At 62.5% G+C, this 22098-nt stretch carries 16 protein-coding genes and 1 riboswitch; of the genes, 11 read left to right on the forward strand and 5 right to left on the reverse strand.

Going from position 1 to position 22098, the window contains the following annotated elements:
* Positions 1 to 177 precede the first annotated feature (177 nt).
* Positions 178 to 1119, reverse strand: coding sequence for a LysR family transcriptional regulator (locus tag HMPREF3036_RS08150; protein WP_005434506.1), 942 nt, complete (start codon positions 1117 to 1119; stop codon positions 178 to 180).
* Positions 1120 to 1233: 114 nt separating this feature from the next.
* Here HMPREF3036_RS08150 and HMPREF3036_RS08155 point away from each other — a divergent pair, with 114 nt between their 5' ends.
* The 3 genes from HMPREF3036_RS08155 to HMPREF3036_RS08165 are packed head-to-tail and all read left to right on the forward strand — an operon-like array spanning position 1234 to position 4744.
* The gene (locus HMPREF3036_RS08155) at positions 1234 to 2166 is read left to right on the forward strand and encodes a DUF1177 domain-containing protein (RefSeq protein ID WP_062333484.1); all 933 of its coding nucleotides are present in this window, start codon (positions 1234 to 1236) and stop codon (positions 2164 to 2166) included.
* Positions 2163 to 3449, forward strand: a complete 1287-nt coding sequence (dcuC, locus tag HMPREF3036_RS08160) for a C4-dicarboxylate transporter DcuC (protein ID WP_062333487.1) — start codon at positions 2163 to 2165, stop codon at positions 3447 to 3449. Before HMPREF3036_RS08155 ends, dcuC begins: the two co-directional genes overlap by 4 nt.
* 17 nt (positions 3450 to 3466) lie before the next feature.
* On the forward strand, positions 3467 to 4744 hold the full coding sequence (locus HMPREF3036_RS08165) for an amidohydrolase (RefSeq protein WP_005434500.1): 1278 nt from the start codon (positions 3467 to 3469) through the stop codon (positions 4742 to 4744).
* Between the two features lie 247 nt (positions 4745 to 4991).
* Here the strand turns inward: HMPREF3036_RS08165 and HMPREF3036_RS08170 are convergent, their stop codons facing one another.
* Both HMPREF3036_RS08170 and HMPREF3036_RS08175 read right to left on the reverse strand, forming a co-directional pair.
* The gene (locus HMPREF3036_RS08170) at positions 4992 to 5468 is read right to left on the reverse strand and encodes a hypothetical protein (RefSeq protein ID WP_062333490.1); all 477 of its coding nucleotides are present in this window, start codon (positions 5466 to 5468) and stop codon (positions 4992 to 4994) included.
* Between the two features lie 437 nt (positions 5469 to 5905).
* Positions 5906 to 7369: an amino acid permease gene (locus HMPREF3036_RS08175; protein ID WP_062333493.1), complete on the reverse strand. Its 1464-nt coding sequence runs from the start codon at positions 7367 to 7369 to the stop codon at positions 5906 to 5908.
* Between the two features lie 157 nt (positions 7370 to 7526).
* Positions 7527 to 7699: riboswitch (Lysine riboswitch) on the reverse strand.
* 263 nt (positions 7700 to 7962) lie between these two features.
* On the opposite strand from HMPREF3036_RS08175, the gene HMPREF3036_RS08180 reads away from it, so the two are divergent.
* Both HMPREF3036_RS08180 and HMPREF3036_RS08185 read left to right on the forward strand, forming a co-directional pair.
* Positions 7963 to 11256, forward strand: a complete 3294-nt coding sequence (locus tag HMPREF3036_RS08180; RefSeq protein WP_156469800.1) for a hypothetical protein — start codon at positions 7963 to 7965, stop codon at positions 11254 to 11256.
* Between the two features lie 11 nt (positions 11257 to 11267).
* Positions 11268 to 13100 carry a DUF2357 domain-containing protein gene (locus HMPREF3036_RS08185; protein ID WP_062333500.1) on the forward strand — a complete coding sequence of 611 codons (1833 nt, stop codon included), beginning with the start codon at positions 11268 to 11270 and terminating at the stop codon, positions 13098 to 13100.
* 18 nt (positions 13101 to 13118) lie between these two features.
* On the opposite strand, the gene HMPREF3036_RS08190 is transcribed toward HMPREF3036_RS08185, so the two are convergent.
* Positions 13119 to 13754, reverse strand: a complete 636-nt coding sequence (locus HMPREF3036_RS08190) for a YczE/YyaS/YitT family protein (protein ID WP_005434490.1) — start codon at positions 13752 to 13754, stop codon at positions 13119 to 13121.
* A gap of 354 nt (positions 13755 to 14108) precedes the next feature.
* On the opposite strand from HMPREF3036_RS08190, the gene HMPREF3036_RS08195 reads away from it, so the two are divergent.
* The 5 genes from HMPREF3036_RS08195 to HMPREF3036_RS08215 all read left to right on the forward strand — a co-directional run bounded on the left by HMPREF3036_RS08195 (position 14109) and on the right by HMPREF3036_RS08215 (position 20291).
* Positions 14109 to 14846, forward strand: coding sequence for a class I SAM-dependent methyltransferase (locus tag HMPREF3036_RS08195; RefSeq protein ID WP_062333502.1), 738 nt, complete (start codon positions 14109 to 14111; stop codon positions 14844 to 14846).
* Between the two features lie 103 nt (positions 14847 to 14949).
* Positions 14950 to 16623, forward strand: coding sequence for a putative transporter (locus tag HMPREF3036_RS08200; protein ID WP_062333505.1), 1674 nt, complete (start codon positions 14950 to 14952; stop codon positions 16621 to 16623).
* Positions 16624 to 16853: 230 nt separating this feature from the next.
* Entirely contained in the window at positions 16854 to 17360 is a 507-nt protein-coding gene (locus HMPREF3036_RS08205; protein ID WP_062333507.1) for a nitrous oxide reductase accessory protein NosL, read from the forward strand.
* Positions 17361 to 17702: 342 nt separating this feature from the next.
* Positions 17703 to 18971, forward strand: coding sequence for a nitronate monooxygenase (locus HMPREF3036_RS08210; RefSeq protein ID WP_005434481.1), 1269 nt, complete (start codon positions 17703 to 17705; stop codon positions 18969 to 18971).
* Between the two features lie 195 nt (positions 18972 to 19166).
* Positions 19167 to 20291, forward strand: coding sequence for a glycerate kinase family protein (locus HMPREF3036_RS08215; protein WP_062333510.1), 1125 nt, complete (start codon positions 19167 to 19169; stop codon positions 20289 to 20291).
* Between the two features lie 139 nt (positions 20292 to 20430).
* Here HMPREF3036_RS08215 and mscL read toward each other — a convergent pair whose 3' ends face one another.
* Complete coding sequence (gene mscL / locus HMPREF3036_RS08220) at positions 20431 to 20967, reverse strand: large conductance mechanosensitive channel protein MscL (RefSeq protein WP_062333513.1); 537 nt, start codon at positions 20965 to 20967, stop codon at positions 20431 to 20433.
* Positions 20968 to 21189: 222 nt separating this feature from the next.
* On the opposite strand from mscL, the gene proC reads away from it, so the two are divergent.
* Positions 21190 to 21993 (forward strand): pyrroline-5-carboxylate reductase, encoded by an 804-nt coding sequence (gene proC, locus HMPREF3036_RS08225; protein ID WP_005434475.1) that lies wholly within the window; start codon positions 21190 to 21192, stop codon positions 21991 to 21993.
* Positions 21994 to 22098: the final 105 nt, after the last annotated feature.

Genomic DNA, 22098 nt, shown 5'->3' on the forward strand with positions numbered 1-22098 from the left:
CGGCTAATGAACATGACATTACTCATCTGGGCGATCTTCTGAAGGGCCTTGAGAAGATGGTCTTCCTTGATTCCGGCTACATCGGTTGCGCAACATCGGCCGCATCCCATCCCGCGAATTCGGGGGCTGCCTGCGGCTGTTTTTGTGCAAACCCTGCTTTCCCCGAAAAGCCCGCCCTCAACATCCCACTCGGCGCTTCACCTCGTCAAAGAGCGGCACCACATGGGCGTTCATCATCTCTTGGGCAAGCCGAATGAACTTCCGGCGACTCTCTTCACTCCTGTCATCGCGACAGACTAGAAAAAGCGATCTCTGAAGCCCCGGAGGCGGGGTCGGAATCGCAGCGATCTCGTCAATCAAATCGAAGTTCTGCACCAATGTGAGCGGACTGCCGACCGTCCACCCCATGCCCTGCGCAATGAGGGACGTCATGATGCCCGTCGAGTCGACCTCGATGCGATTGGGCGTCTTGATGTTCTGAAGACTGAGATAGGCATCGTTGATTCTGCCCACGCCGCCTTCGCGCGCAAAATGAAGAAAAGGAATGCCGCAAAGCTGCAACTGGGACCACGTCCACGAATCTCGCTTGGCGGCCATGGCCTTGGGCATCAAAACAATCGATTCTTCTTCGAAGAGCTTTGTCCGGTACAAGCCGCGCACTTCGTCGTAGGCGGCACTCGTGAAGGCGAAGTCGAGCTCATTCCTCACCAACTTTTCAACGAGCACAAGCGATGTGCCGATCTGTGTCACGATTTCCGACGCCTCGGACTGTAGCGCCTTGATCAGTTGCGGCATCAGGCTTTTCGACAATCCTTCGATGACTCCGATTCGGTAAACAGGCTTCAAGTTCGACCGAGACTGCATGAATTCGGCTGTATTTTCGAGCGTATGTTGACAGGCAAGCACATCCTTGAGGAGCAACATGGCCTCTTCCGTCAACATGACCGGTCGACAGCCGCGATCAAAGAGCTCCACCTCAAGCTCCTTTTCCAGCCGCGCCACGGCTTTCGTGACCGCAGACTGGGTCACGCCCAGCTTCTTTGCGGCCGCAGAAAAGCTTCTCTCGGCCGCAACCGCCAGAAAAGCATTGAGAGACTCGTTGAAAAACGGTAGTTTCATGCCGGATTATTCCTCTTGAGAATACTTAATAATACTCCTCGGCATGGTGCTACTCCAACCCAGTCCGAAGGAACAGAATTGTTCCTACAGCCATACCCAAGGAGGGCGAACACAATGAAAATCTTGTTGGATCTGTTGGACTTGCTTGACGACCCGCGTGTCACGGGCGAATCCGTCGTTACCCGACTCAAAGACTGGGGCGTTCGGGACGCCGCAACGAAAACCATCGGCACGAACGGAAAAACCACGGACTTTGTCAACGTCCTCATTCCCGGTCGAAACGGCAAGACTGCCGGAGGCAATGCTCCGACCCTCGGCATTGTCGGCCGTCTCGGCGGGCTCGGCGCTCGTCCGGCTCTCATCGGCTTCACGTCCGACGGGGACGGCGCGCTTGCCGCCCTGACCATTGCCGCCAAGCTCGGCCAGATGCACGTACGCGGCGACATTCTGGAGGGCGACGTCATGATTCGAACTCATGTATGTCCCAACGCCCCCACTCGTCCGCACGAACCCGTGCCCTTCATGGACTCGCCCGTCACGAGCGCGCAATGCAATGCCGAAGAAGTCGATCCGGCCATGGATGCGCTGCTGAGCATCGATACAACCAAAGGCAATCGCATTCTCAACGCACGCGGCATCGCCATTACGCCGACCGTCAAGGATGGCTACCTGTTGAGGACGAGCGAAGATCTGCTCTCCATTCTCGAATCTACCACGGGATGCCTGCCGAAGGTTCTGCCGCTTGCACAACAGGATATTACCCCGTACGGGAATAATATTTACCACATCAATTCGATTCTGCAGCCGAGCGTCGCGACGACGAGTCCCTGCATCGGCGTTGCCATCACGACGCAATCTCAAGTTGCCGGTTGCGCGACGGGCGCCACACATGTTGCGGACGTCGACGAAGCCGTCCGCTTCTCGATTGAGGTTGCGCAAAGCTTCACCGCCGGCAAGTGCCGCTTCTATGACCCTGACGAGTACGAACTTCTCGTCTGCAAGTACGGCACCCTCTCTCACTTCAGAACCATGGGGATTAAAGCATGACCTGGACTATCTGGATGGCAGGCTTTATCGTCCTGCTCACAATCGCCGCGCTTCTCAAGCGCATCGAAACGCGCCTTGTGCTCTTCGTCGCCGGCTTGGTGATGGCGCTCTTCGCTCTTTCGCCACAAACCGCCCTCGGTGCCTTCGTCGCCAACATGACGAACAAGTCGCTCATCACGGCCATTTGCTCATCGATGGGCTTTGCCGCCGTCATCGCCATCACGCGTTGCGACGTGCACTTCGTCGGCCTGATGGTGAAGCCGCTCGGGCGTCTGGGCATCTTCCTCCTCCCCTTCTGCATGCTCATTGCCTCCTGCGTCGCCATCGCCATTCCGTCCGCCGCCGGCTGTGCGGCTGCTCTGGGTCCCACGATGATTCCGCTCATGGTTCGCGCAGGCTTCAAGCCCGCCATTGCCGGTGCGGCCATTATCGGCTCGATCATTCCGTCCTCCCTCAGCCCGGGTTCGAGCCACAACGTCTGGGTTGCCAAGATCTCCAACATGGAAGTCATGGACCTCATCGTTGAGTTCGCCCCGAAAATCCTGACGCTCTGCGCGCTCAACATTCTGCTTGTGACGGCCATGGTTTTCGTCTTCCGCGACTACAAGAAGGCAAAACCCGGTGAAGAAGGCGAATCGCTTGAGGTGGCTTCCGACGCCCGCGGCGAGCTGCCCGAACGTCCGAACATCTTGATGGCGTTGGCCCCCGTGCTTCCGATCATCATCCTGTTTTTGGGCGCCACGGTTCTGCCGATTTTCAAGATGTCGATTGCCGAAGCCATGATCTACGGCGTGATCTTCACGTTCCTTGTTTCCCGAGCTGATCCTCAACAGGTCACAAAAGAATTTTTCAACGGCATGGGCAAGGGCTATGCCAACATCATGGGCATCATCATCGCGGCCGGCTGCTTTGCAGGTGGTCTTCGTGCGGCAGGCGTGATTGACGCCCTCATCGAAACGCTCAAGAACTCTCGCGAGATCGCTGGCTACGCCGCCAACTTCGGTCCCTTCCTGATGGGCGTTCTCACCGGTTCGGGTGACGCCGCAGGCCACGCCTTTAATCAGGCCGTGACGCCCTATGCCGCCGAATTCGGCATGCAGATTCCCAACCTCGGCATTGTGGCCGCCTTGTCAGGCGCCTTGGGTCGCATGTGTTCGCCGATCGCCGGTGCCACACTCGTCATCGCCGGCATGATCAAGGCCTCTCCGCTTGAGGTTTCGAAGCGCATGGCCATCCCGATGATCATTAACGTCATCCTTCTCGGCTTCATCTTCGACCTTTGATACTTCAGGGAATCGTCATGACAAAATTGACTCTTCAAGAACAACTCATTGCTGACCGTCGCCATCTTCACGCCCACCCTGAAGAAGGTTGGTGCGAATTCGAAACGACGTGGTTCATCGTGCAACGCCTCAAGGCGCTCGGTCTCGAGTGGAAGGCCGGCATCGACGTCATCGAACCCTCCGCCGTCATGGGCCGTAATGCTGATCTGGTTGAGAAGGCTAAAAAGCGGGCGCTTGAGCACGGCGTACCCGCCGACTTCCTCGGACACTTGGGCGGCTACACGGGCGCCATGGCCGTTCTCAATACGGGCCGTCCGGGCCCCGTGACCGGCATCCGTGTTGACATCGACTGCCTCCCCATCGAAGAAAGCAACGATCCGGCTCATGAGGCCAATGCCGGCAACTATCGTTCGGTCTATCCCGGCTTCTCGCATGCCTGCGGTCATGACGGTCATACGGCCGTGGGCCTTGCCGCCGCCCGCTGGCTCTCGGAAAACCGTGAGAAGCTCTGCGGCACTGTCAAGATTCTCTTCCAGCCTGCCGAAGAAGGCGTGCGCGGCGCTGCGGCAATGGCAGCCAAAGGCATCGTCGACGACGTCAACTGGTTTGCAGGCGCCCACATCGGCTGCTCCGCGCGTCTCGGTCAAGTCGGCGTCTCTCATTTCGGCTATCTTGCCACGACGAAGTTCGACCTCCGCTACCACGGTCTTGCCGCTGCGGCCGGTTCTCCCGAAAAGGGCCGCAGCGCGCTGATGTGCGGCGCCGCGACCTGCATGTCGCTCGGATCATTGCCCGGGCACAGCCAAGGCATCACCCGCGTGCAGATCGGTCGGTTCGAATCCGGCACAGGTCGAAACATCATTGCCGAAAACGCCTTCATGCAGCTCGAAGTGCGCGGCGAATCGACGGAAATCAACGACTACATGGCAGCCAACGTTGAGATGACGGTCAAGGGGCTTGCCGCAGCTTACGGCGTCGACTACGAACTCACCCGCATGGGCGAGGCCGTGACCTACCGAGGCGACGAAGAAGCTGTTTCCATTGTCAAGGAAGTCGCAGCTCAAGTTCCTGGCGTCGACAGCGTCGTCGACATGAATGCCAAAATCGGCAGTGAAGACTGCACGATGCTGATCCGTCGCGTTCAGGAACATGGCGGCAAGGCGGTGTTCTTCTACTACGGATGCAACCATCCCGGTCATCATCGAGGGGACTTCTGCATTCAGGATGAGACGTCGCTCCCGATCGGCTTTGGCTGCTTCGTCGGGTTCATCCAGCGCATCAACGGCGTCAAGTGAGTCCTGCACGCCATGAAATAGTTAGGCCGCCCTTCCGTTTGGAGGGGCGACCGTTTTCTTAATGAAGCTGTTCGATTTCGAAAAAGAGCATTGGCGGATCTCCTACTTTGCATCAGCGAAAGCCGAGATGCTTTTGACATCCTCCCGGCGTATCAATACGCGGGAGGATGTCAAAATCTAAAGCGTATTGCATTGCAATACAAGAGCACCTCTTCATGCCTGCCTTTCCTTTTCCTTTTCCTGTTTCTCAACGCAACACCATCTCCCACCCCGTGATTTTGTCCGCCTCCGACTCGAACTTCACACGCCCCGACAAGACAGCCGCACCAGCCTGCGCGCGCTCAATCTCGCCCGAGTTCTCCAGAATATCTCGCGCGACTTCCGTTGCCAGTGAGAGCTCCTCGAACATCTTGTCGTCGAACGGAATCTTTGGCTTCTCCGCAATGTAACATCCGATGGCTACGAGGCCGTTGTAGAGACATTGGCGAAGTTCCTTCGCGCGTTCCATCTTCGCGGCAAGAACCCAAGTTATCTGCATGATCCGACCGTACATGGCGAGATCTTTCTTCTCGACAGTTCGGTTGGCAACTTGGAGAAGAAAGACGCGATTCTTGTCGCGGGCGTCATGGCTCCGATCTACATCGGAGGTGAGGCTGTTGAGATAATGCGGAACAGCTACTGCGCGCGGACCGTACTTCTTTTTGGGGCTAGGCTTTTTTGACATGGAACTTCCTTTGAGGAGGCGGAAATTCTAGCATTGCGCGCCCGATCCTCCCACCTGCGCATTCAAGGTTGCTGGTTGCTCGACCACCGCCCGCGCTTTCCCTGCTTGGGAAAGATCGCCCCCACCACCTTGAAGACCTGCCGGGTTTGCCGATGAATCCGCGGATAGTGCGCATCCGGATAATGCAGCTCGATGACCCCGTCGACGAAGCGACGGAGAGTCGGGCATGCAGATCGTGAGATCGAAGAGAGGGGCACCCGGATACGTCCTGATGCAGAAGGCGGGAAGAGAGGCAGGTAGTCGACTGACGTCCATGACGAGGCTGCAACTGGTTGGAACGATTTCTGCGCAGGCCGCAGATGGGAAGAGCCAGGAGGAGTGAAGCCTGCGGGCGGCCGCTTTGATGGAAGCGGGCCGCCCGTTGTCAGTGAAGTTTCCTAGCGGTACTTTTCCGGGAACTCCATGTCGCTGTAGCGCACGAAGCGGCAGCCCGTGATGAGCTTGTAGCCGAGCCAGATGGCGAGGAAGAGCGGGATGCCGATGTAGGTGGCGACCACGCCCGCCCAGTCGATCGTGCCCGCGAGGAAGGCCTGGTAGTTCTGGCCGAGCATGATGATCATGCAGAGCGCGAAGGCGAACATCGGTCCGAACGGGAAGAAGGACGACTTGTAGGGCAGCTTGTTGACGTCGTAGCCGTTCATCACGTAGCCGCGGCGGAAGCGGTAGTGGCTGATGGCGATGCCGAGCCAGGCGATGAAGCCGCTCATGCCCGAGGTGTTGAGCAGCCAGAGGTAGACGGACTGGTTGTCAAAGAGGGACGTCAGGAAGCACAGGCCCGCGACCGCCGTCGTGGCGAAGAGCGCGTTGCGCGGGACGCCGGAGGCGGAGAGCTTGCCGAAGATCTTCGGGGCCGAACCCTGGTGCGCGAGCACGAAGAGCATGCGCGTGGAGGCGTAGAGGCCGGAGTTGCCAGCGGAGAGCACCGAGGTGAGGATCACGGCGTTCATGAGCGCGGCGGCCGAGAGCAGGCCCGCGTGCTCGAAGACGAGCGTGAAGGGGCTTACGGCGATGTCGGCCACGTCGTTCCTGAGAAGGCGCGGGTCGGTGTACGGAATGATCAGGCTGATGACGAAGATCGAGAGGATGTAGAAGAGCAGGATTCGCCAGAAGACCTGTCGGACGGCCTTGGGAATGTTCTTCTCGGGATGCTCGGTTTCGCCAGCGGCGATGCCGATGAGCTCGGTTCCCTGGAAGGAGAAGCCCACCACCATGGCGACGCCGATCAGGGCGGGAAGGCCGCCCACGAAGGGCGCGTCGCCGATCGCCCAGTTCTCGAAGCCCGCAGGCGTGTCGCCCGAGAGGATTCCGAAGATCATCGCGAAGCCCGTGCAGATGAAGAGGATCACGGTTACGACCTTGAGGAGCGCGAACCAGTATTCCGTCTCGCCGAAGCCTTTTACGGATATGTAGTTGAGCGTGAATATGAACGCGAGGAAAAGTGCGCTCCAGAGTGTTCCGGGCACGTCGGGGAACCACCAGCCCATGACGAGCTGGGCGGCCACAAGGTCGACTGCGACCGTAATGGCCCAGTTGTAGCAGTAGTTCCAGCCGAGGGCGAAGCCGAAGCCTTCGTCGACGTAGCGGCGGCCGTAGGTGGAGAACGAGCCGGCCACGGGTTCGTAGGCGGCGAGTTCGCCGAGGCTCGTCATCAGGAAGTAGACCATGAGGCCGATGATCGAGTAGGCGAGCAGGGCGCTGCCGGGACCGGCCTGGGCGATCGTCGCGCCGGACGCCACGAAAAGTCCCGTGCCGATGGAGCCGCCGACGGCGATCATCGTGATGTGACGCGCCTTGAGGTCTCGGCGCAGTCCGGTGTTGGAGCCGGTGGTAGTGTCGGACATGTGGGTAGGAATCTCCGGAAAGAAATGCGTTCGCAGGAGGGAGGACACGGAGCGAACCTGCAGCGGCCGGCGGGGCCTTGCGGGCTTGCAGCAGATGTCCGGGCGAACTTTTCCGGGTGCGGGCCTGCCGGCCGCACTGTCGAAAAGCGACCGAACGGTCAGCGACAGCTCCTCCGCCGCGGATCGGCGGGAGTGAGGCGGATGTTCTCCGCGTCACCAATGGCCGCCGCGTGTCCGCGGCGTCATTTCGGCAGGCTGCCCTTTCGAGCGGCGTCCTCGGATACCTCCTCGGCCGTCTACTGATGCAGTCCCTGCGCCTCTATCTTGCCTGGCGCCCCTCAAGGCGGAAGCCTTGAAAAGCGTGAAAAGCGTTATTTTGACACAGATTGCAGGCCGGGTGAAGCGGGCGGCCGTTTTTTTCCATGCCAGAATCCCGATTCGCCGCGCCCGTCTCCCGTGCGAAGCATGCACCATCTCGTACCACTCTATAAAATACTTTCAGGATTGCGCGAGCTTCGCAATTTTTTTGATATAGAGGTAAGAATATGGGCATGTTTGGACCGGGCAAGGAAGGATGGCTGGCAGAAGCTGAGATGCTGAGTTGGGCTTTCAGACATTTGAAGGCTGAGGAGAGGGACTACCTCACCAAGAGGCTCAAGCATGTTCTGGGAAAACGCACGCTGAAAGGCTCCTGGTTTGAGAAGGACAAGAGTCTTGTCGAGATGCTTGTGGCGGGGCCGGCCCATCGTGCAGGGTTGGGCTCCCTGCCGCTGATGACAGCCGCCAACACGGAGAAGATGCATGCGCTTGACTATCCGGGGCTGTCTGAGGACAAGACGCCCGAGGCCTTTTTCAGACGCGTGGAGGCTGCTGCGACACACGAGAAGTCGAAGGAGGCGATGAGGGCCTTTCATGAGGAGATCGACGGCACTCCTTATGACCGCAGGGCATTTGCCATGCTCATCATCTACATCTGCGGATTCGGACTGTCGTGGTACGCAAAGGCCTTCCTTGAACGCTACTGCAGGGAGTTTGGCGCGAACTCGCAGACCACTCTCTCCATCAGCTTTGATCCGAGCCTGTACGAGGGGAAGGACGGCGATCCTGAAGGCGAAGAGGCGTCCGCAGGCGAGAAGTCCGAAAAGCCCTCGCAGGAGCAGGCCCCGGCTGAGGCCGTCCCTGCCGGTGCGTCCGAGACTGAGGGGGCTCGGGAGGCTCCTGCGCAGACGGGGGACGAAGTCCCCGGCGTCGAGGCCGCGAAGGTTGCCGAGTCTGCCGCCGAGCCTGCCCCCGTCGTACCTGCACCCGTCGTGCCTGTGCCCGCTGAAGGGGCGAAGGCGAGCACCGTCTTTCCGCGAGACTTCTCCGTCACCGTGCCGCCCTTGCCGCGAGGTGTGACCCGTTATCTGGGCTACATCCGCACGAGTGGCGGAAACTTCTTCAACTTCTATGTTCTCGCCGAGTGGTACAAGGACCGCTTCGGCGTGCTCGAGTCGGAGGCCAAGCAGCTTTTCCCCTCCTACGGTGCCTTCAACCTGAAGTCGGCGGGTCGCAACCAGATCAAGGAAGGCGCCTTCTACGTCATCGACCTGAAGCCGTCGGAACTGATGCCGAACTTCGACGAAAACGGCCGCGTGCGTTCCGACTTCTGCAAGTTCGTCGACTTCTCGAGGATCACGAGCAGCAAGCGCTTCTTCAGCGCGTCCGACTTCGGCATTCATCTTGTCGTGAAGCCCGCCGAGGACCTGGACCGCATCGACTTCACCTCGACGATGATTCCCGTCAGCGTGACGGATTCTGAGGATCTGGAAGACGAGATGAAGGTTGCCAACGAGTTCGTGCTGCTCGAGCACAAGGACCTTTTCTACGGTCCCATGCGCTTGAAGAGGGACAACCGCGGGAAGAACTACGTCACGTTCTCCGGCACCGTCAACAAGGGGCTCGTCTCCGCCTTCAGGATCAAGGCCGACAAGGTCGAGGAGGTTCGCGAGTACGTCAGGTGGGAGGGCGCCGGCCAGCCCGTGCACGTGGGCGTGCGCTGCGCGAAGACGGCCTTCATGGATGCGGTTTCGGTCGACGTCTGGAGTGACGCGGATCTGCTCAGGCGCCTTCTTGAGAAGTCTGCTGTGCGTGCCGCCTACATCAGGGACCGGCTCCAGTCTCCCGAGGCCTTCGAGGACGTGGAGCCGGACGTGACGGCCGGTCGCCTTGCCCGCGCCAGAAACGTGATGCGCCGCCTGCAGTACAAGGAGGAGGTGAAGGAGCATGTCGCGAACTTCGTGCTCGACGAGATCAGGGCCGGCAACGACGCCATGATTGACGCCGTGATCTCGCGCGTGGCGGTCGGTGACAAGCTGATCGACAAGATCTCCGCAAAGACTCTCGTGGGCGTGAGGGTCGAGCGCCTGAAGGCCGAGGAGAAGACGCTCAGCGAAAACATCCGAGTGCAGGAAGGCAAGAGGGACGAGCTCACTCGCAAGTACGCCAGTCTCGAGATAAGCAAGAAGGAGCTCGACGCGGAGCTCCGGAGGAAGGCCCTCGCGTCCTGTCTTCTGGATGCAAAGAAGGACGTGATCGAGCAGCTTCTCAAGCTGGACGGGATGCTTGAGAAGCGTCGCGAGAATTACCGCAGGCTCGAAAACCTGCACACGAAGCTTCTCGAGGAGTCGAAAAGAATCTGTGAGCGCACGCACGGAGCCGACGGCGAGCTGATGCCCGAGTCCCTCGTGAGGGCGCTCGACGCCTGGACTGAGGACGATGACAGGAGCCGTCGCGAAAGGCTCGCGCAGGCCGTCTGCGGCGTCAGGCCCGCGAAGCTCAGGGGACGCGAGCTGGCCGATGCGCTCGTCAGGTCCGTGCAGGAGGTTCGACGCTACGATGAGAACACGGTGCTCAACCTCTACATCTGTTGGGCGCAGAACTTCCTCACGGTGCTCTCGGGCGAGCCCGGCTCGGGCAAGACCTCGATCTGCCACATTCTGGCGAGGACGCTGGGTCTGGACGCCTTCGACAACCTGCTGTCGTCCGACGAACGTGCGGGTCTTTCCGCCGGACGCTTCGTGCACGTGCCGGTCGAGTACGGCTGGACGTCGAAGCGCGACTTCGTGGGCTACTGGAATCCGATCACGAACAGATTCGAGTCTTCGGATCCCGCCAGATGGGACCTGCTCTGCACGCTTGATGCGGAGGAGAGGAGCGCTTCGGGGTCGGTCTATCCCGCGATGATGCTGCTTGACGAGGCGAACCTCTCGCCGATGGAGTACTACTGGTCCGACTGGATGCGTCTGTGCGACGAGCAGACGTCGTCCGGCATCGTGACGCTCTGGGACAAGGCGCCGACGAAGGTGCCCGAGACGCTGCGCTTCATGGCGACCATCAACAACGACAGTACGACCGAGACGCTCTCGCCGCGCCTCATCGACCGTGCAGCCGTCGTGACGCTGCCCGTCGTCGATTGCATTGAAAACACGAGCCCCGCGAAGGTCGTGGGACCCGTGTCCTGGAAGGAGCTTCAGGCCTACTTCGGGGCGAAGGCCGTTTCGAAGAACGCGCGCGAGCTCTCGGACCTGCACGACAGGCTGATGCCCATGCTCGAAGGCTTCGGCATCAGGCTCTCGCCCCGCTCGATCCGCCAGATGAACGGATACGTGGGCGCGGCGTCCTCGATCTTTGCGGACGGGGACAAGCCCGCCTGGCTTGATGCGGCCGACTTTGCGGTGATGCAGAAGTGCCTGCCGCGCATCACGGGCACGGGCGCCGCCTACCGCGAGAAGCTCGTGGAGTTCAGGAGCGGTCTTGAGTCGCTCGGACTGTCGAGGTCCGTCGAGGTCGTCGACCGCATTCTGCGTCAGGGCGACGAGGCCATGGACTGCTACCGCTTCTTCTGACGGAGGTGGCCATGACTGCTGAAGATGCAGGTGCGGGCGTGCAGGCGGGAACGCTCGTGCTCACGGTCCGCCCCGAGGGCGCGGCCCCCGTGCCGCTGCCGCTTCATGAGGCTGAGCCCCTGATCGGAGACTGGTCGGGGCAGCCCGCCGTGGAGGCGGGTGTGCCCATGTCGCTTGAGGTTTCGGGCCTTCCGCCGAGGGCCGCCGTCACCGTCAGGATGGGCGGCGAGGTGCTCGCGGGCGACCAGTATCGCGAGGAGGACTGCGTACACCTCGAGCTGCAGGATCCGCTTCCCTTCGACAACATGATCGGCGTGGCGAAGCTCGAGGTGCTCGTGAGCATGGGACCTCAGGCGTGCAGCTTCTTCTATGCCGAGCCGCTTCGCATCATTCTCAAGCCGGGGCTTGCCTCGGACAATCTGCTCAGGATGAGCGAGAGCGTGGCGGAGCACGTGGAGAGGCTCTTCGGGGGCGATGCCGTCAGGACGGGCGACGATTCGCTTGGCGATCTTCTGGGCGTGCTCGAGCGTCTGTCGTCTCTCTACGAGAGGCAGTATCCGTATTTCCGCGAGGATCCCAAGTGCAGGCTCGCCTCCACTGCCAGACGCATGAGCATCGAGCGCATGCGCGACATGACGCCCGAGGCCGCGCGCTGGATGGCCTCGCATCCGCACGAGTGGCAGAGAGTGGCGCCGGGACACGGCATCCGCATGCGGGGCGCGAACTGGATGCCCGCTCATGCGCTCGTGCGCACGTCCGAGCTGAGCAGGGACCTTTATGAAAACCGCGTGGTGGCAGGCTTTCCGCTGCATCTTGCGTCGGAGACGAGGCGTCTGGCGCAGGCGTTCGAGGACGCGGTGCGCGTCGGCGCGGGACCTCTTGACGCGGGGACCATCGGCCGCATGGCCGCCGTGCGCATCGTGAGTTCGGAGGCTGACGTCCTGAGGGGCTACGGCATCGTGTTCTCGCGCATTGCGGAGCTCTACCGGGACGCGCTCGGCGTGACGCCCGAGCCCGTGAACAGGCTGCCCGCGCCCGCGAGGCATTTCATCGAGACGTCCCAGTACAGGCTCGTCTACGAGCTGATGCGCGAGTGGTTCGAGCTCAGGCCCGTCGAGGCTGAGAAGCTCGTGAGCAGGCTTGCGAGCGTGACGAGTCCGAGGCTCTACGAGTACTTTTCGCTCGTTTCACTTCTCGGCGGCCTTGAGCGCAGGGGCTGGACGAGCGTGGAGGCGAAGAGGCACGAGTATGCGGGAGCGGGTCCGCTTTATGCGGACAATGCGGCCGCGGCCCTTCTCAACACCTTCATCTTCAGGAGGAAGGAAGACGACGGAGGGAACGAGGAGATCGTGAGGCTCTGGTACCAGCCCGTGCTGGCGGCGGGAAATGTTGAGCCCGAGAACGGCATCGGACTTGCGAGGACGACACGCTGGTCCGTGAGGCCCCTCAATGCGGAGGCTGCCGACACGCTGAGGGAGACGGACAGGGCCTGGTATTCGCCCGACTTCCTGATTTCGCTCGAGAGCGGAGGCAGGACGGCCTGGGCGGTCATGGACAGCAAGTACTCGACCGTGGGAACGGTGCTGCGGCACCATGCGATGCAGCAGGCCTTCAAGTACCTGACCTCGCTCGGGACGGTGAGAAAGGACGACGTGTATGCGGGCCTCTGGCTCTACTGCGGCAGCGTTGCGAACGACCGCACGCAGGAGGGGTCGTTCTTCAATGCGTCGGCCCCGGACGTCCTGCCCGTGCCCGACATGGTGCTTGAGCGCGTCAATGCGCTCTCGGAGGCCGATCCCGTTGCAGGCGTGCTTGAGCGCCTGAGGACGGTGCTCGCGAGGTAGGTGGCGGGGCGTCGTGCGTCAGTCGACGGGGCGGTGGGCCGGGAAGAGGCGGCCGAGGACCTTGAGAAAGACCTTGGCGAACTGCCCGCCGCAGACGGCGGCGACGAGCGTTCCCTCGCGCACGCCCTCGATCGAGCCGAGGAGAAGGCAGGAGAGCGAGGTGGCCGCGATGACGAGGAAGACGTCGATGCCGGTGCGCAGGTTGCCGAAGGAGCCGCCCCAGCGCCTGATGATGCTGATGACGAGACCTTCGGGCGGCAGGATCGCCAGACGCGCGAAGACCATGCCCGCAATGCCCATGCCGTTGAAGACCGTGCCGATGAAGACCGTCGCAAGCTGCTCGAGGTAGGCGGCGGGCGCGACGAAGGACGTGAGCGCATAGGCCGCGTCGAAGAAGAGGCCGAAGACGAAGCAGATCGGAATCTGCTTGACGAGCTTCACGAGAAACCGTGACGGATCGACCGCCGTCTGGAGCACGAAGAAGAAGACGTTCGTGAGGAAGACGAAGAAGCCCATCGAGAGCGGAAGGGCCTTGGAGAGGACCAGGGCCACGGAGCTGATGGTGCCTGTGCCGAGACCGGCGTGCGTGATGACCGAGATGCCCGTCGAGAGCATCAGAAGCCCGAAGAAAAAGATGAGTGCGCGAATAAACATGGTGCCTGTTGTTCTGAACTTGCGCCCGGCTGCGCGGGACGGCCGGAAGCGCCGGAGAGGCGCGGCGGTCGCTCGGAGGCTTTTGCGAAGGTCGTCAGGCGTGGTCGGGTTAACCCGAAAGTCGAACTTTATCAGAAAAGATCGGGCGGGACGTTTTTCAGGCAACGCTTTCGATCGGGCGGAGTCGCTAGCCCGATCGTCGTAGTACCGCCGGCCAGGAGCGGTGTGGCGGAGTTTGGGAGTATCATATGAAATCCAAACTCTTCATACGCCTGATGCCACCCGACGATGCACGGGGAGGCTTGAGCGTGAAGGCGATACGCACGACAACAGAACGAAGAAAGGAGATGCGCCGTGACACTCTCGGACGACGTGCGCGACTACTGGAACACACGCGCGGAAGGCTATTCGCTTCACAACTGCGATGAGCTTGACGGAGGGACGGGGCTTGTGCTTGAGCACCTGTTCAGGACGGAGCTCGGGGCGAAGCCCGGGATGCGGGCGCTTGATGCGGGCTGCGGTCCGGGGATCTTCAGCATCGTGCTGGCGAGACTCGGCTGCAGGGTGACGGGCATGGACCTGTCGCCCGAGATGCTCGAGCACGCGGGGGCGAACGCGAAGAGCCGCGGGCTTGAGGCGGACTTCAGGCTGGGCGACGTGACGGATCCCGGGATGGAGCCGTCGTCGCTGGACCTGATCGTCTCGCGGTGCGTGCTCTGGAACCTGCCTGCGCCCGCCGAGGCGTACAGGCGCTGGATGAGTCTTCTGAAGCCGGGCGGCAGGCTTCTTGTGATCGACGGCAATCATTATCTGCATCTCTTTGACGAGCGCTATGCGCTCTGGGCGCTGAGGTCCGCGCCCGCGCCGGGGCATGCGGCGAGGTACATGAGGGGCGTGAGCAGCGAGCGCATCGACAGGATTGCGCGCGATCTGCCGCTGTCGTGTATCGAACGTCCCGCGTGGGACGTCGAGGTGCTCGAGTCGCTCGGCGCCGAGGTGCGCGTTGCGAGCGAGGACCGCAGGACGGTGGCGACGGGCGGCGGAGAGGCGCAGGTGACGACGAGCTTCTGCATCGTGGCCCGGAAGCCCTAAGCGCAGGAGCGCAGGGGCCGCCCGTGTGGCGGCTCGGGGGCGCCCTGAACTACAATGACGGATTGCAATTGGTTGCGGATTCAAACTTCCGGAAATTTCTGTCATGGGCTGGCTTCAAGCTCTTCTTACCGACTCGGGCTCCTTCACGCACGCGCTTCTCGCGTATTCGCTCATCATTGCGGCGGGTCTCTGGATCGGGCGCTTCAGGTTCTTCGGCGTCTCGGTCGGCGTCACCTGCGTGCTTTTTCTCGGCCTTTTTGCGCGCTATCTGGGCGTTGACGTCGACCCCTCGATCATTTCGTTCTTCCGCAACTTCGGCCTGGTCCTCTTCGTCTTCTTCATCGGCCTGCAGGTGGGCCCGTCGTTCTTCTCGACCCTGAGAAACAGCGGCTGGGGGCTCAACGGGCTGATGTGCCTGTCGGTGGGCGTGAGCCTGCTTCTGACGGTCGGGATCTGGGCGGCTTCGGACGGCGCGCTGGCTCTGCCGCAGCTCCTCGGCGTGCACTTCGGCGCCGTGACGAGCACGCCCGGTCTGGGCGCGACGCAGGAGGCGCTCGCAGCCATGGGGTACAAGGGCGACATCACCGTGGGTTATGCCTGCGCCTATCCCGTGTCGATCATCGGCGTCATCCTGACGCTTCTCTTCGTGAGGAAGGTCTTCGGGATCGACGTCAAGCACGAGGAGATGCTCTGGGAGGAGGCGCAGAAGAAGCGCGCCCAGACGCCGATCTACTTTCACGTGACGCTCTCGAACCATGCGCTCGACAATCATACGCTGCGTGAGATCCGCTCTCTCGTCGGCCGCAACTTCATCTGCTCGCGCATTCTGCACGACGGCGTGATCACGAGTCCGACGGCCGACACGGTCGTGCACGAGGGCGACAAGCTGCGCATCGTGGCGGGCCCGCGCGACAAGGAGGCGATCGTCGCCTTCTGCGGCGATGAGGACACGAAGATCGACCTTGCGACCGCGCACTCGCCGCTCGTCTCCCGCCTCATCAGCGTCACGCGCGAGGAGGTCAACGGCGCGCTCATCGAGGACCTGCACCTCTCGCGAATGGACGGCGTGAACATCACGCGCGTCAACCGCTCGGGCGTCGTGCTCTTTCCCTACAACACGCTGCGCCTGCAGATCGGCGACACGCTCAACTGCGTGGGTCCGGCCAACGCAGTGGCGCGTCTGGCGGCCATGATGGGCAATCAGGAGAAGCGGCTTGAGAGGCCCAACGTCTTCGCGATCTTCATCGGCATCGCGCTCGGCCTCGTTCTGGGCAGCGTTCCGATCGCCTTTCCGGGCATGCCCACCGAGATCAAGCTCGGTCTTGCGGGCGGCCCGCTCATCGCGGCCATCCTGCTGAGCTACTACGGCCCGCGCTTTCATCTCGTCACGTACACGACCGTCTCCGCCAACCTGATGCTCAGGGAGTGGGGCCTCACGTTCTTCCTCGCAAGCACGGGCCTGGCCGCAGGCGACATGTTCATCGAGGCCTTCGTGAGCGGCATCGGCTGGGTCTACATGGCGCTCGGCCTCGTGATCAGCGTCGTGCCCATGGCCGTCATGGCCGTCGTCGCGCGCCGCTTCATGCGGCTCAACTTCCATACGATCGCGGGCCTCATCGCAGGCGCCTCGACGAGCAGCTCGGCGCTCAGCTTCGTCAACAGCCTCTCCGAACGCGGCCTCGCCGTGCTCGCCTACTCGACCGTCTACCCGCTCGCGATGTTCCTGCGCATCATCTCGGGCCAGATCATCCTGATGCTCTTCTTCTCCATGCAGTGAACGAGGAGCTAACGGAGGTCCGAAGGGCTTTCCCAGAGGTGGGTGCGAACGATGTGTTCGGTAAAGTCGAACGTAACGAATTGAAGCGTTCGACAGAATTGGGTGAAGTATAATGTCTGCGACTTATAGACAACGAGCGTCCTGCGGCCGGACGCCGTGACGCCTCCGCACGCCCCCCGGCGGTGTGCGCTGACACTCAGACCAGACGGGCCGCACAGGGAGAAATCGAAATGAACTTCACCGCAAGGCTTGCCGGCGTCGCCGCCGCTCTGTGCCTTTCCTTCGGCGCCGTTGCCGCCGACAACGGCACGCAGCCGATCACCGATCAGGACCAGTGCCACAGCTGCGACATGTGGATCACGAAGTATCCCGGCCCGAAGGCCGAGATCGTGACGAAGAGCGGCCACGTCTACAAGTTCTGCAGTACGAAGTGCATGACCTGCACGCTGCTTCGCCTCGGCGAGTCCGACAAGATCGCGGGCATCTGGGTCAACGACATGGTCGGCAACGACTGGGAGCATCCTGACGCCACCTTCATCGACGCCAAGACCGCCTGGTACGTCCAGGGCTCGAGCCGCAAGGCCACGATGGGCAAGTCGCTCGCCTCCTTCAGCACCGAAGAGGCCGCCGTTGCCTTCCGGAAGGAATTCGGCGGCACGCTCTACCGCTGGAACGACCTGACGAAGGAAATCCTCGGCTGCAAGGTTCCGAAGAAGCCGACTGTGCCGATGGAATGATGATCATCTGAAGAGGCATGCGCGCTTTGGCGCGCATCTGCATCCATGCAGAGCCCAACGGGCCCGAAATCCATGCGATTCCGGGCCCGTCGTCATTTTCGGACGGTATGCAGGCGGATGACGCCTCAAGGGTAGGCTGTTCGGACAAGCCTTCATGTCGGGCAGTTTTGACATGATTGTGCTGCAGCCGTTTCGAGGGTGACGGGATAATGGGGACGGTTGTTTCTAGGGGTTTGCACGGAGAATGGGGCGACGGGGAGGAGAGGGTTCCGCGGGCAGACTTTTCGGACGCGATGCACGGGCGCCGTGCCTTTGCACGCAAGCACGAAAAGGACATCATAGATGAAAAGCCTCGAAGACCTTCGACTTGACGACTTTCGCCTTGAGCTCAAGGGGAGAAGTTTGGTTCCGATCATGCAGGGAGGGATGGGCGTGAACATTTCGACCGCCGAAATGGCGCAGGCCGTGGCCGCGCGCGGTGGCATCGGGCACGTCTCGGACGCGATGGTGCCGGACCTTGCGGACCGTCTTTTCGGGACGGGCTTCACGCGCATGAAGGCGCTTGCCTGCAAGGCGCTCGAGCGCACGACGGGCGAGGCCGGGTTTCACTTTCCCGTGGAGAAGATCCGCGAGGCCGCGAAGCTCTATCTCGGGCGCGTGATGGAGGGCAGGACGGGCGAGGGGCGAATTCACGTCAACATCATGGAGAAGCTCACGATGAACGCCTCGCTCGAAACCCTGAGGGCCCGCCTTCTCGGGGCGCTTGATGCGGGCGTCGACGGGATCAGCCTTTCGGCGGGCCTGCATGCGGGATCCTTTGCGCTCATGAGCGGGCATCCGAGGTTTCGCGATGCGTGTCTCGGGGTGGTGGTTTCGAGCCGCCGGGCGCTCAATCTCTTCATGAGGAAGTCCGCGAAGACGGGGCGCCTGCCTGACTACGTCGTGGTCGAGGGCCCGCTCGCGGGCGGGCATCTGGGCTTCGGAGCGGACTGGCAGCGCTTTTCGCTCGCCGACATCGTGCGGGACGTGAAGGGTTGGCTGCATGAGAATGCGCTTCGGATTCCCGTGATCGCGGCGGGCGGCGTCTTCACGGGGACGGACGGTGTGCGGATGATCACGGAGGCGGGCGCGGACGGCATTCAGGCCGCGACGCGCTTTGCGGTGACGAGGGAGTCGGGGCTGCCCGACGCCGTCAAGCAGCGCTACTTCGACGCGCGGGCGGAGGACATCGAGGTCAACGGCATTTCGCCGACGGGTTATCCGATGAGGATGCTCAAGTCGAGTCCCGCGATCAACGCCGCGCTCAAGCCGCAGTGCGCGGCCTACGGGTACATGCTTGATCACGGCGGCTGCGCGTATCTCAGGGCCTGGCGCGAGGCCGAGGCTGCGGGAACGGCGCAGGACGGCATCCGGGAGAAGACCTGCCTTTGCGCGCAGATGCGCAGCTCACGCGTCTGGACGCTCGGTGCGAACGGGGCAAGGCTCGCGGAGGCGGGGAAGCGGGATGCCTCGGGCAGGTGGGTGCTTCCGTCGACGGCGGAGGTGTTCGACGACTACCGTTTCGGCGTGGCGGACGAGGTGCATGCCAGACGGGATGGATGCGGTTCATAGGGGCGCGCGGAGCGTGCGGACAAAAGGCGAGCAGATGTATCCCTGCGGGCGTGAATCGTACAAAACGCACGCAAAATCGATATGATGTAGGGACTTTTTTCCCGTACGCCGTCCGACGCGTGCGGATGAGGCCGGCGATGGGGCTCTGGACGAGCACGAAGGCCGCCGGCCGACTTCTCGCTACGGAACCTGATCGTGAAAATTCTGCTGATTCCCGACTCCTTCAAGGGGAGCCTTTCCTCCGCCCGTCTCTGCGCCATCATGAAGAAGGCGGCGCTCGACGTCATGCCGGACGCGCAGGTGACGTCCATCCCGGCCGCCGACGGCGGCGAGGGCACGCTCGACGTCATCCGCAACTCCATCGGCGGCTCCTTCGTGGTGCACAGCGTGACCGGCCCCTGCGGCCAGCCCGTGAGCGCGCGCTATCTGAGCGCGGGCGACACGGCCTATGTGGAGCTCGCGGAGGCTGCGGGCCTGCAGCACAGGCTGCCCGGCTTCTCCGCCGCCAACACGACGACCTTCGGCGCGGGCCAGCTCATCGGCGAGGCGCTCAATGCGGGCCACCGCCGCATCGTGATCACCCTCGGCGGCAGTTGCACGACGGACGCGGGCTGCGGCATGGCCGCTGCGCTCGGCGTGCGCTTCACGGCGCCCAACGGCCGCAATTTCATCCCAACGGGCGCCACGCTCGGCGCCATCCGCCACATCGCCCTCAATCCGTTCTTCTTTGAGAGCGGCGTGAGGATCGAGGCGCTGTGCGACGTGACGAATCCCCTGTGCGGCCCGAACGGCTCCGCGAGGGTCTTCGGCCCCCAGAAGGGCGCCACGCCCGAGATGGTCGAGACGATGGAGGCCGGCATGGCGCATCTGGCCACGATCTTCGAGCGCAACAAGGGCCCGAAGCTCGCCGACATGCCCTGCGCGGGCGCGGCCGGCGGCTGCGGCGCTGGCGTCGTCGCCTTCCTCAACGGCAGGCTTCTGTCGGGCAGCGATGCGCTTCTTGACCTGATGAACTTCTCCGCCCTTGCGGCCGATGCGGACCTCATCGTGACGGGCGAGGGCATGGTCGACGACCAGACGGCGGGCGGCAAGCTCGTCAGTGCGGTGGCGGCCCGTGCGAACGGCACGCCCGTCGTCGTGCTCGCAGGCGGCATCGCAGAAGGCACGAACCTCGAGGCCCTGTACGAGAAGGGCGTCACGGCCGTGATGCCCGTGACGAGCCGTCCGATGACGCTCGGCGAAGCCATGTCGAGCGGCGCCGAGGGCGTGCGCCTCACGGCCACGCAGCTCTTCAGGCTCGCCGGGGCGCTCAAGGCCTGACGGAGAAGACGTCCGAACCATGATTCGAAAGGGGGCTCCCGCCTGAGGCGGGGGCCCCTTTTGAATTTTTGCAGGACGAAAAAGGCCGCATCGCAGCGACTGCGATGCGGCCTTTCGGTGACTTTCGATGAAGGAGGTCTTATTGCTGCTGGAGCTTTTCGACGGCGGCCTTGACCTCGGCGTTCGAGGCGGCGCCGCTCTTGAGGAGATCGCGGATTTCGCGAAGGAGCACGACGTCCTCGGGCGTGGGCGCGGGGGCGGGAGCGGGCGCGGCGGCCTTCTTCTCCTCTTCGGCCTTGAGAAGCTTGGCGGCTTCGGCCTCGAGGCGCTTGCGGATGGTCGTGACGACCTTGATGAGCCAGAAGATCACGAAGGCGAGCAGCAGGAACTGCACGACGGCCGTGAGGAAGGCGCCGTAGCCGAATACCGTGGCGCCGGCCTTGACGAGGGCCTCGTAGGTCTGGGGGCCCGTGTAGCCTTCAACGGGCTTGAGGACCACGAAGAGGTTCGTGAAGTCGGGGCGGCCGACGAGCACACCGAGGATCGGGTTGACGATGTCCTTGACGAGCGAGTTGACGATGTTGGAGAAGGCGGCGCCGATGATCACGGCGACGGCGAGATCCATGACGTTGCCCTTCGAGATGAATGCCTGGAATTCCTTGAGAAAATTGCGCATTTTGTGTCTTCTGGCTGTGGTTTGAGCGTTGAAGTCATCACCGTGGCGTCCTCTGGGAACGCCTGCAGGAGGATATTTTAGGCATGCCCGCCTCTCTTGTCGAATGAGGCGTGGAGCGCGTTTGAGCCGTTCGCCTTCGAAGTGCGCCATAATGGTCAGATTCTGTTTTCGGTTTTGCGGCGCCGTCAGGCGTGCCGGGCCGTTCAAAGTGAAGGAAGAAAGATGCTTGATTTATCCACGGTGCGCATTGCGTTTTTGGGCTTCGGGAACATGGCGTCGGCCATGGCCGACGGCTGGATCCGTTCGGGAGCGGTGAAGCCGGAGCAGCTCGGCGCCGCCTCCCGCCGTCAGGACGTGCTCGAGGCGCGCACGAAGGCGCGCGGCATGAAGGCCTTTGCGACCTGCGAGGAGGCCGCACGCTGGGCCGACGTGGTCGTGGTGGCCGTGAAGCCCCATCTTGTCGAGGGCGTCGTGAAGCCCATTCGCGGGATCCTCAAGGACAGGCTCGTCCTCTCGGTGGCGGTGGGCAGGCTCTTTGACTTCTACGAGTCCATCCTCGAGTCCGGCACACGCCATCTCTCGACGCTTCCCAACACCCCCGTGTCCATCAACGAGGGCATCGTGATCTGCGAGGCCCGTCATTCGATGACGCTCGACGACGAGGCGTTCGTGGAGCAGCTCTTTGCGAAGCTCGGCCTTGCCGAATTCGCCGACGAGAAGATGATGTCCGCCGCGGGAACGCTTGCGGGCTGCGGTCCGGCCTTTGCCGCCATGTTCATCGAGGCGCTCGCCGACGGCGCCGTCAAGCACGGCGTGCCGCGCGCGGCCGCCTATTCGCTCGCCTCCCAGATGCTTGCGGGCACCGCAAAGCTCCAGCTCGAGACGGGCGCGCATCCCGGTGCGATGAAGGACGCCGTCTGCTCGCCCGGCGGCACGACGATCATCGGCGTTGCGGCGCTCGAAAGGAAGGGCTTCCGCTCGGCCGTGATCGACGCAATCGATGCGATCGAGACGAGGAGCCGCTGAGGCTTTACCTGAGTCCGCTCGATTGGTCCGGAAAGTTTCGCCCGCCTGACGGTGAGGTCGGCGGGCGAAATGTTTTTCACAGAAACAGCCGCAGGAAGCCTCCGA

The sequence above is a fragment of the Sutterella sp. KLE1602 genome, from assembly GCF_001578585.1.
Classification (GTDB): Bacteria; Pseudomonadota; Gammaproteobacteria; order Burkholderiales; family Burkholderiaceae_F; genus Sutterella; species Sutterella wadsworthensis_A.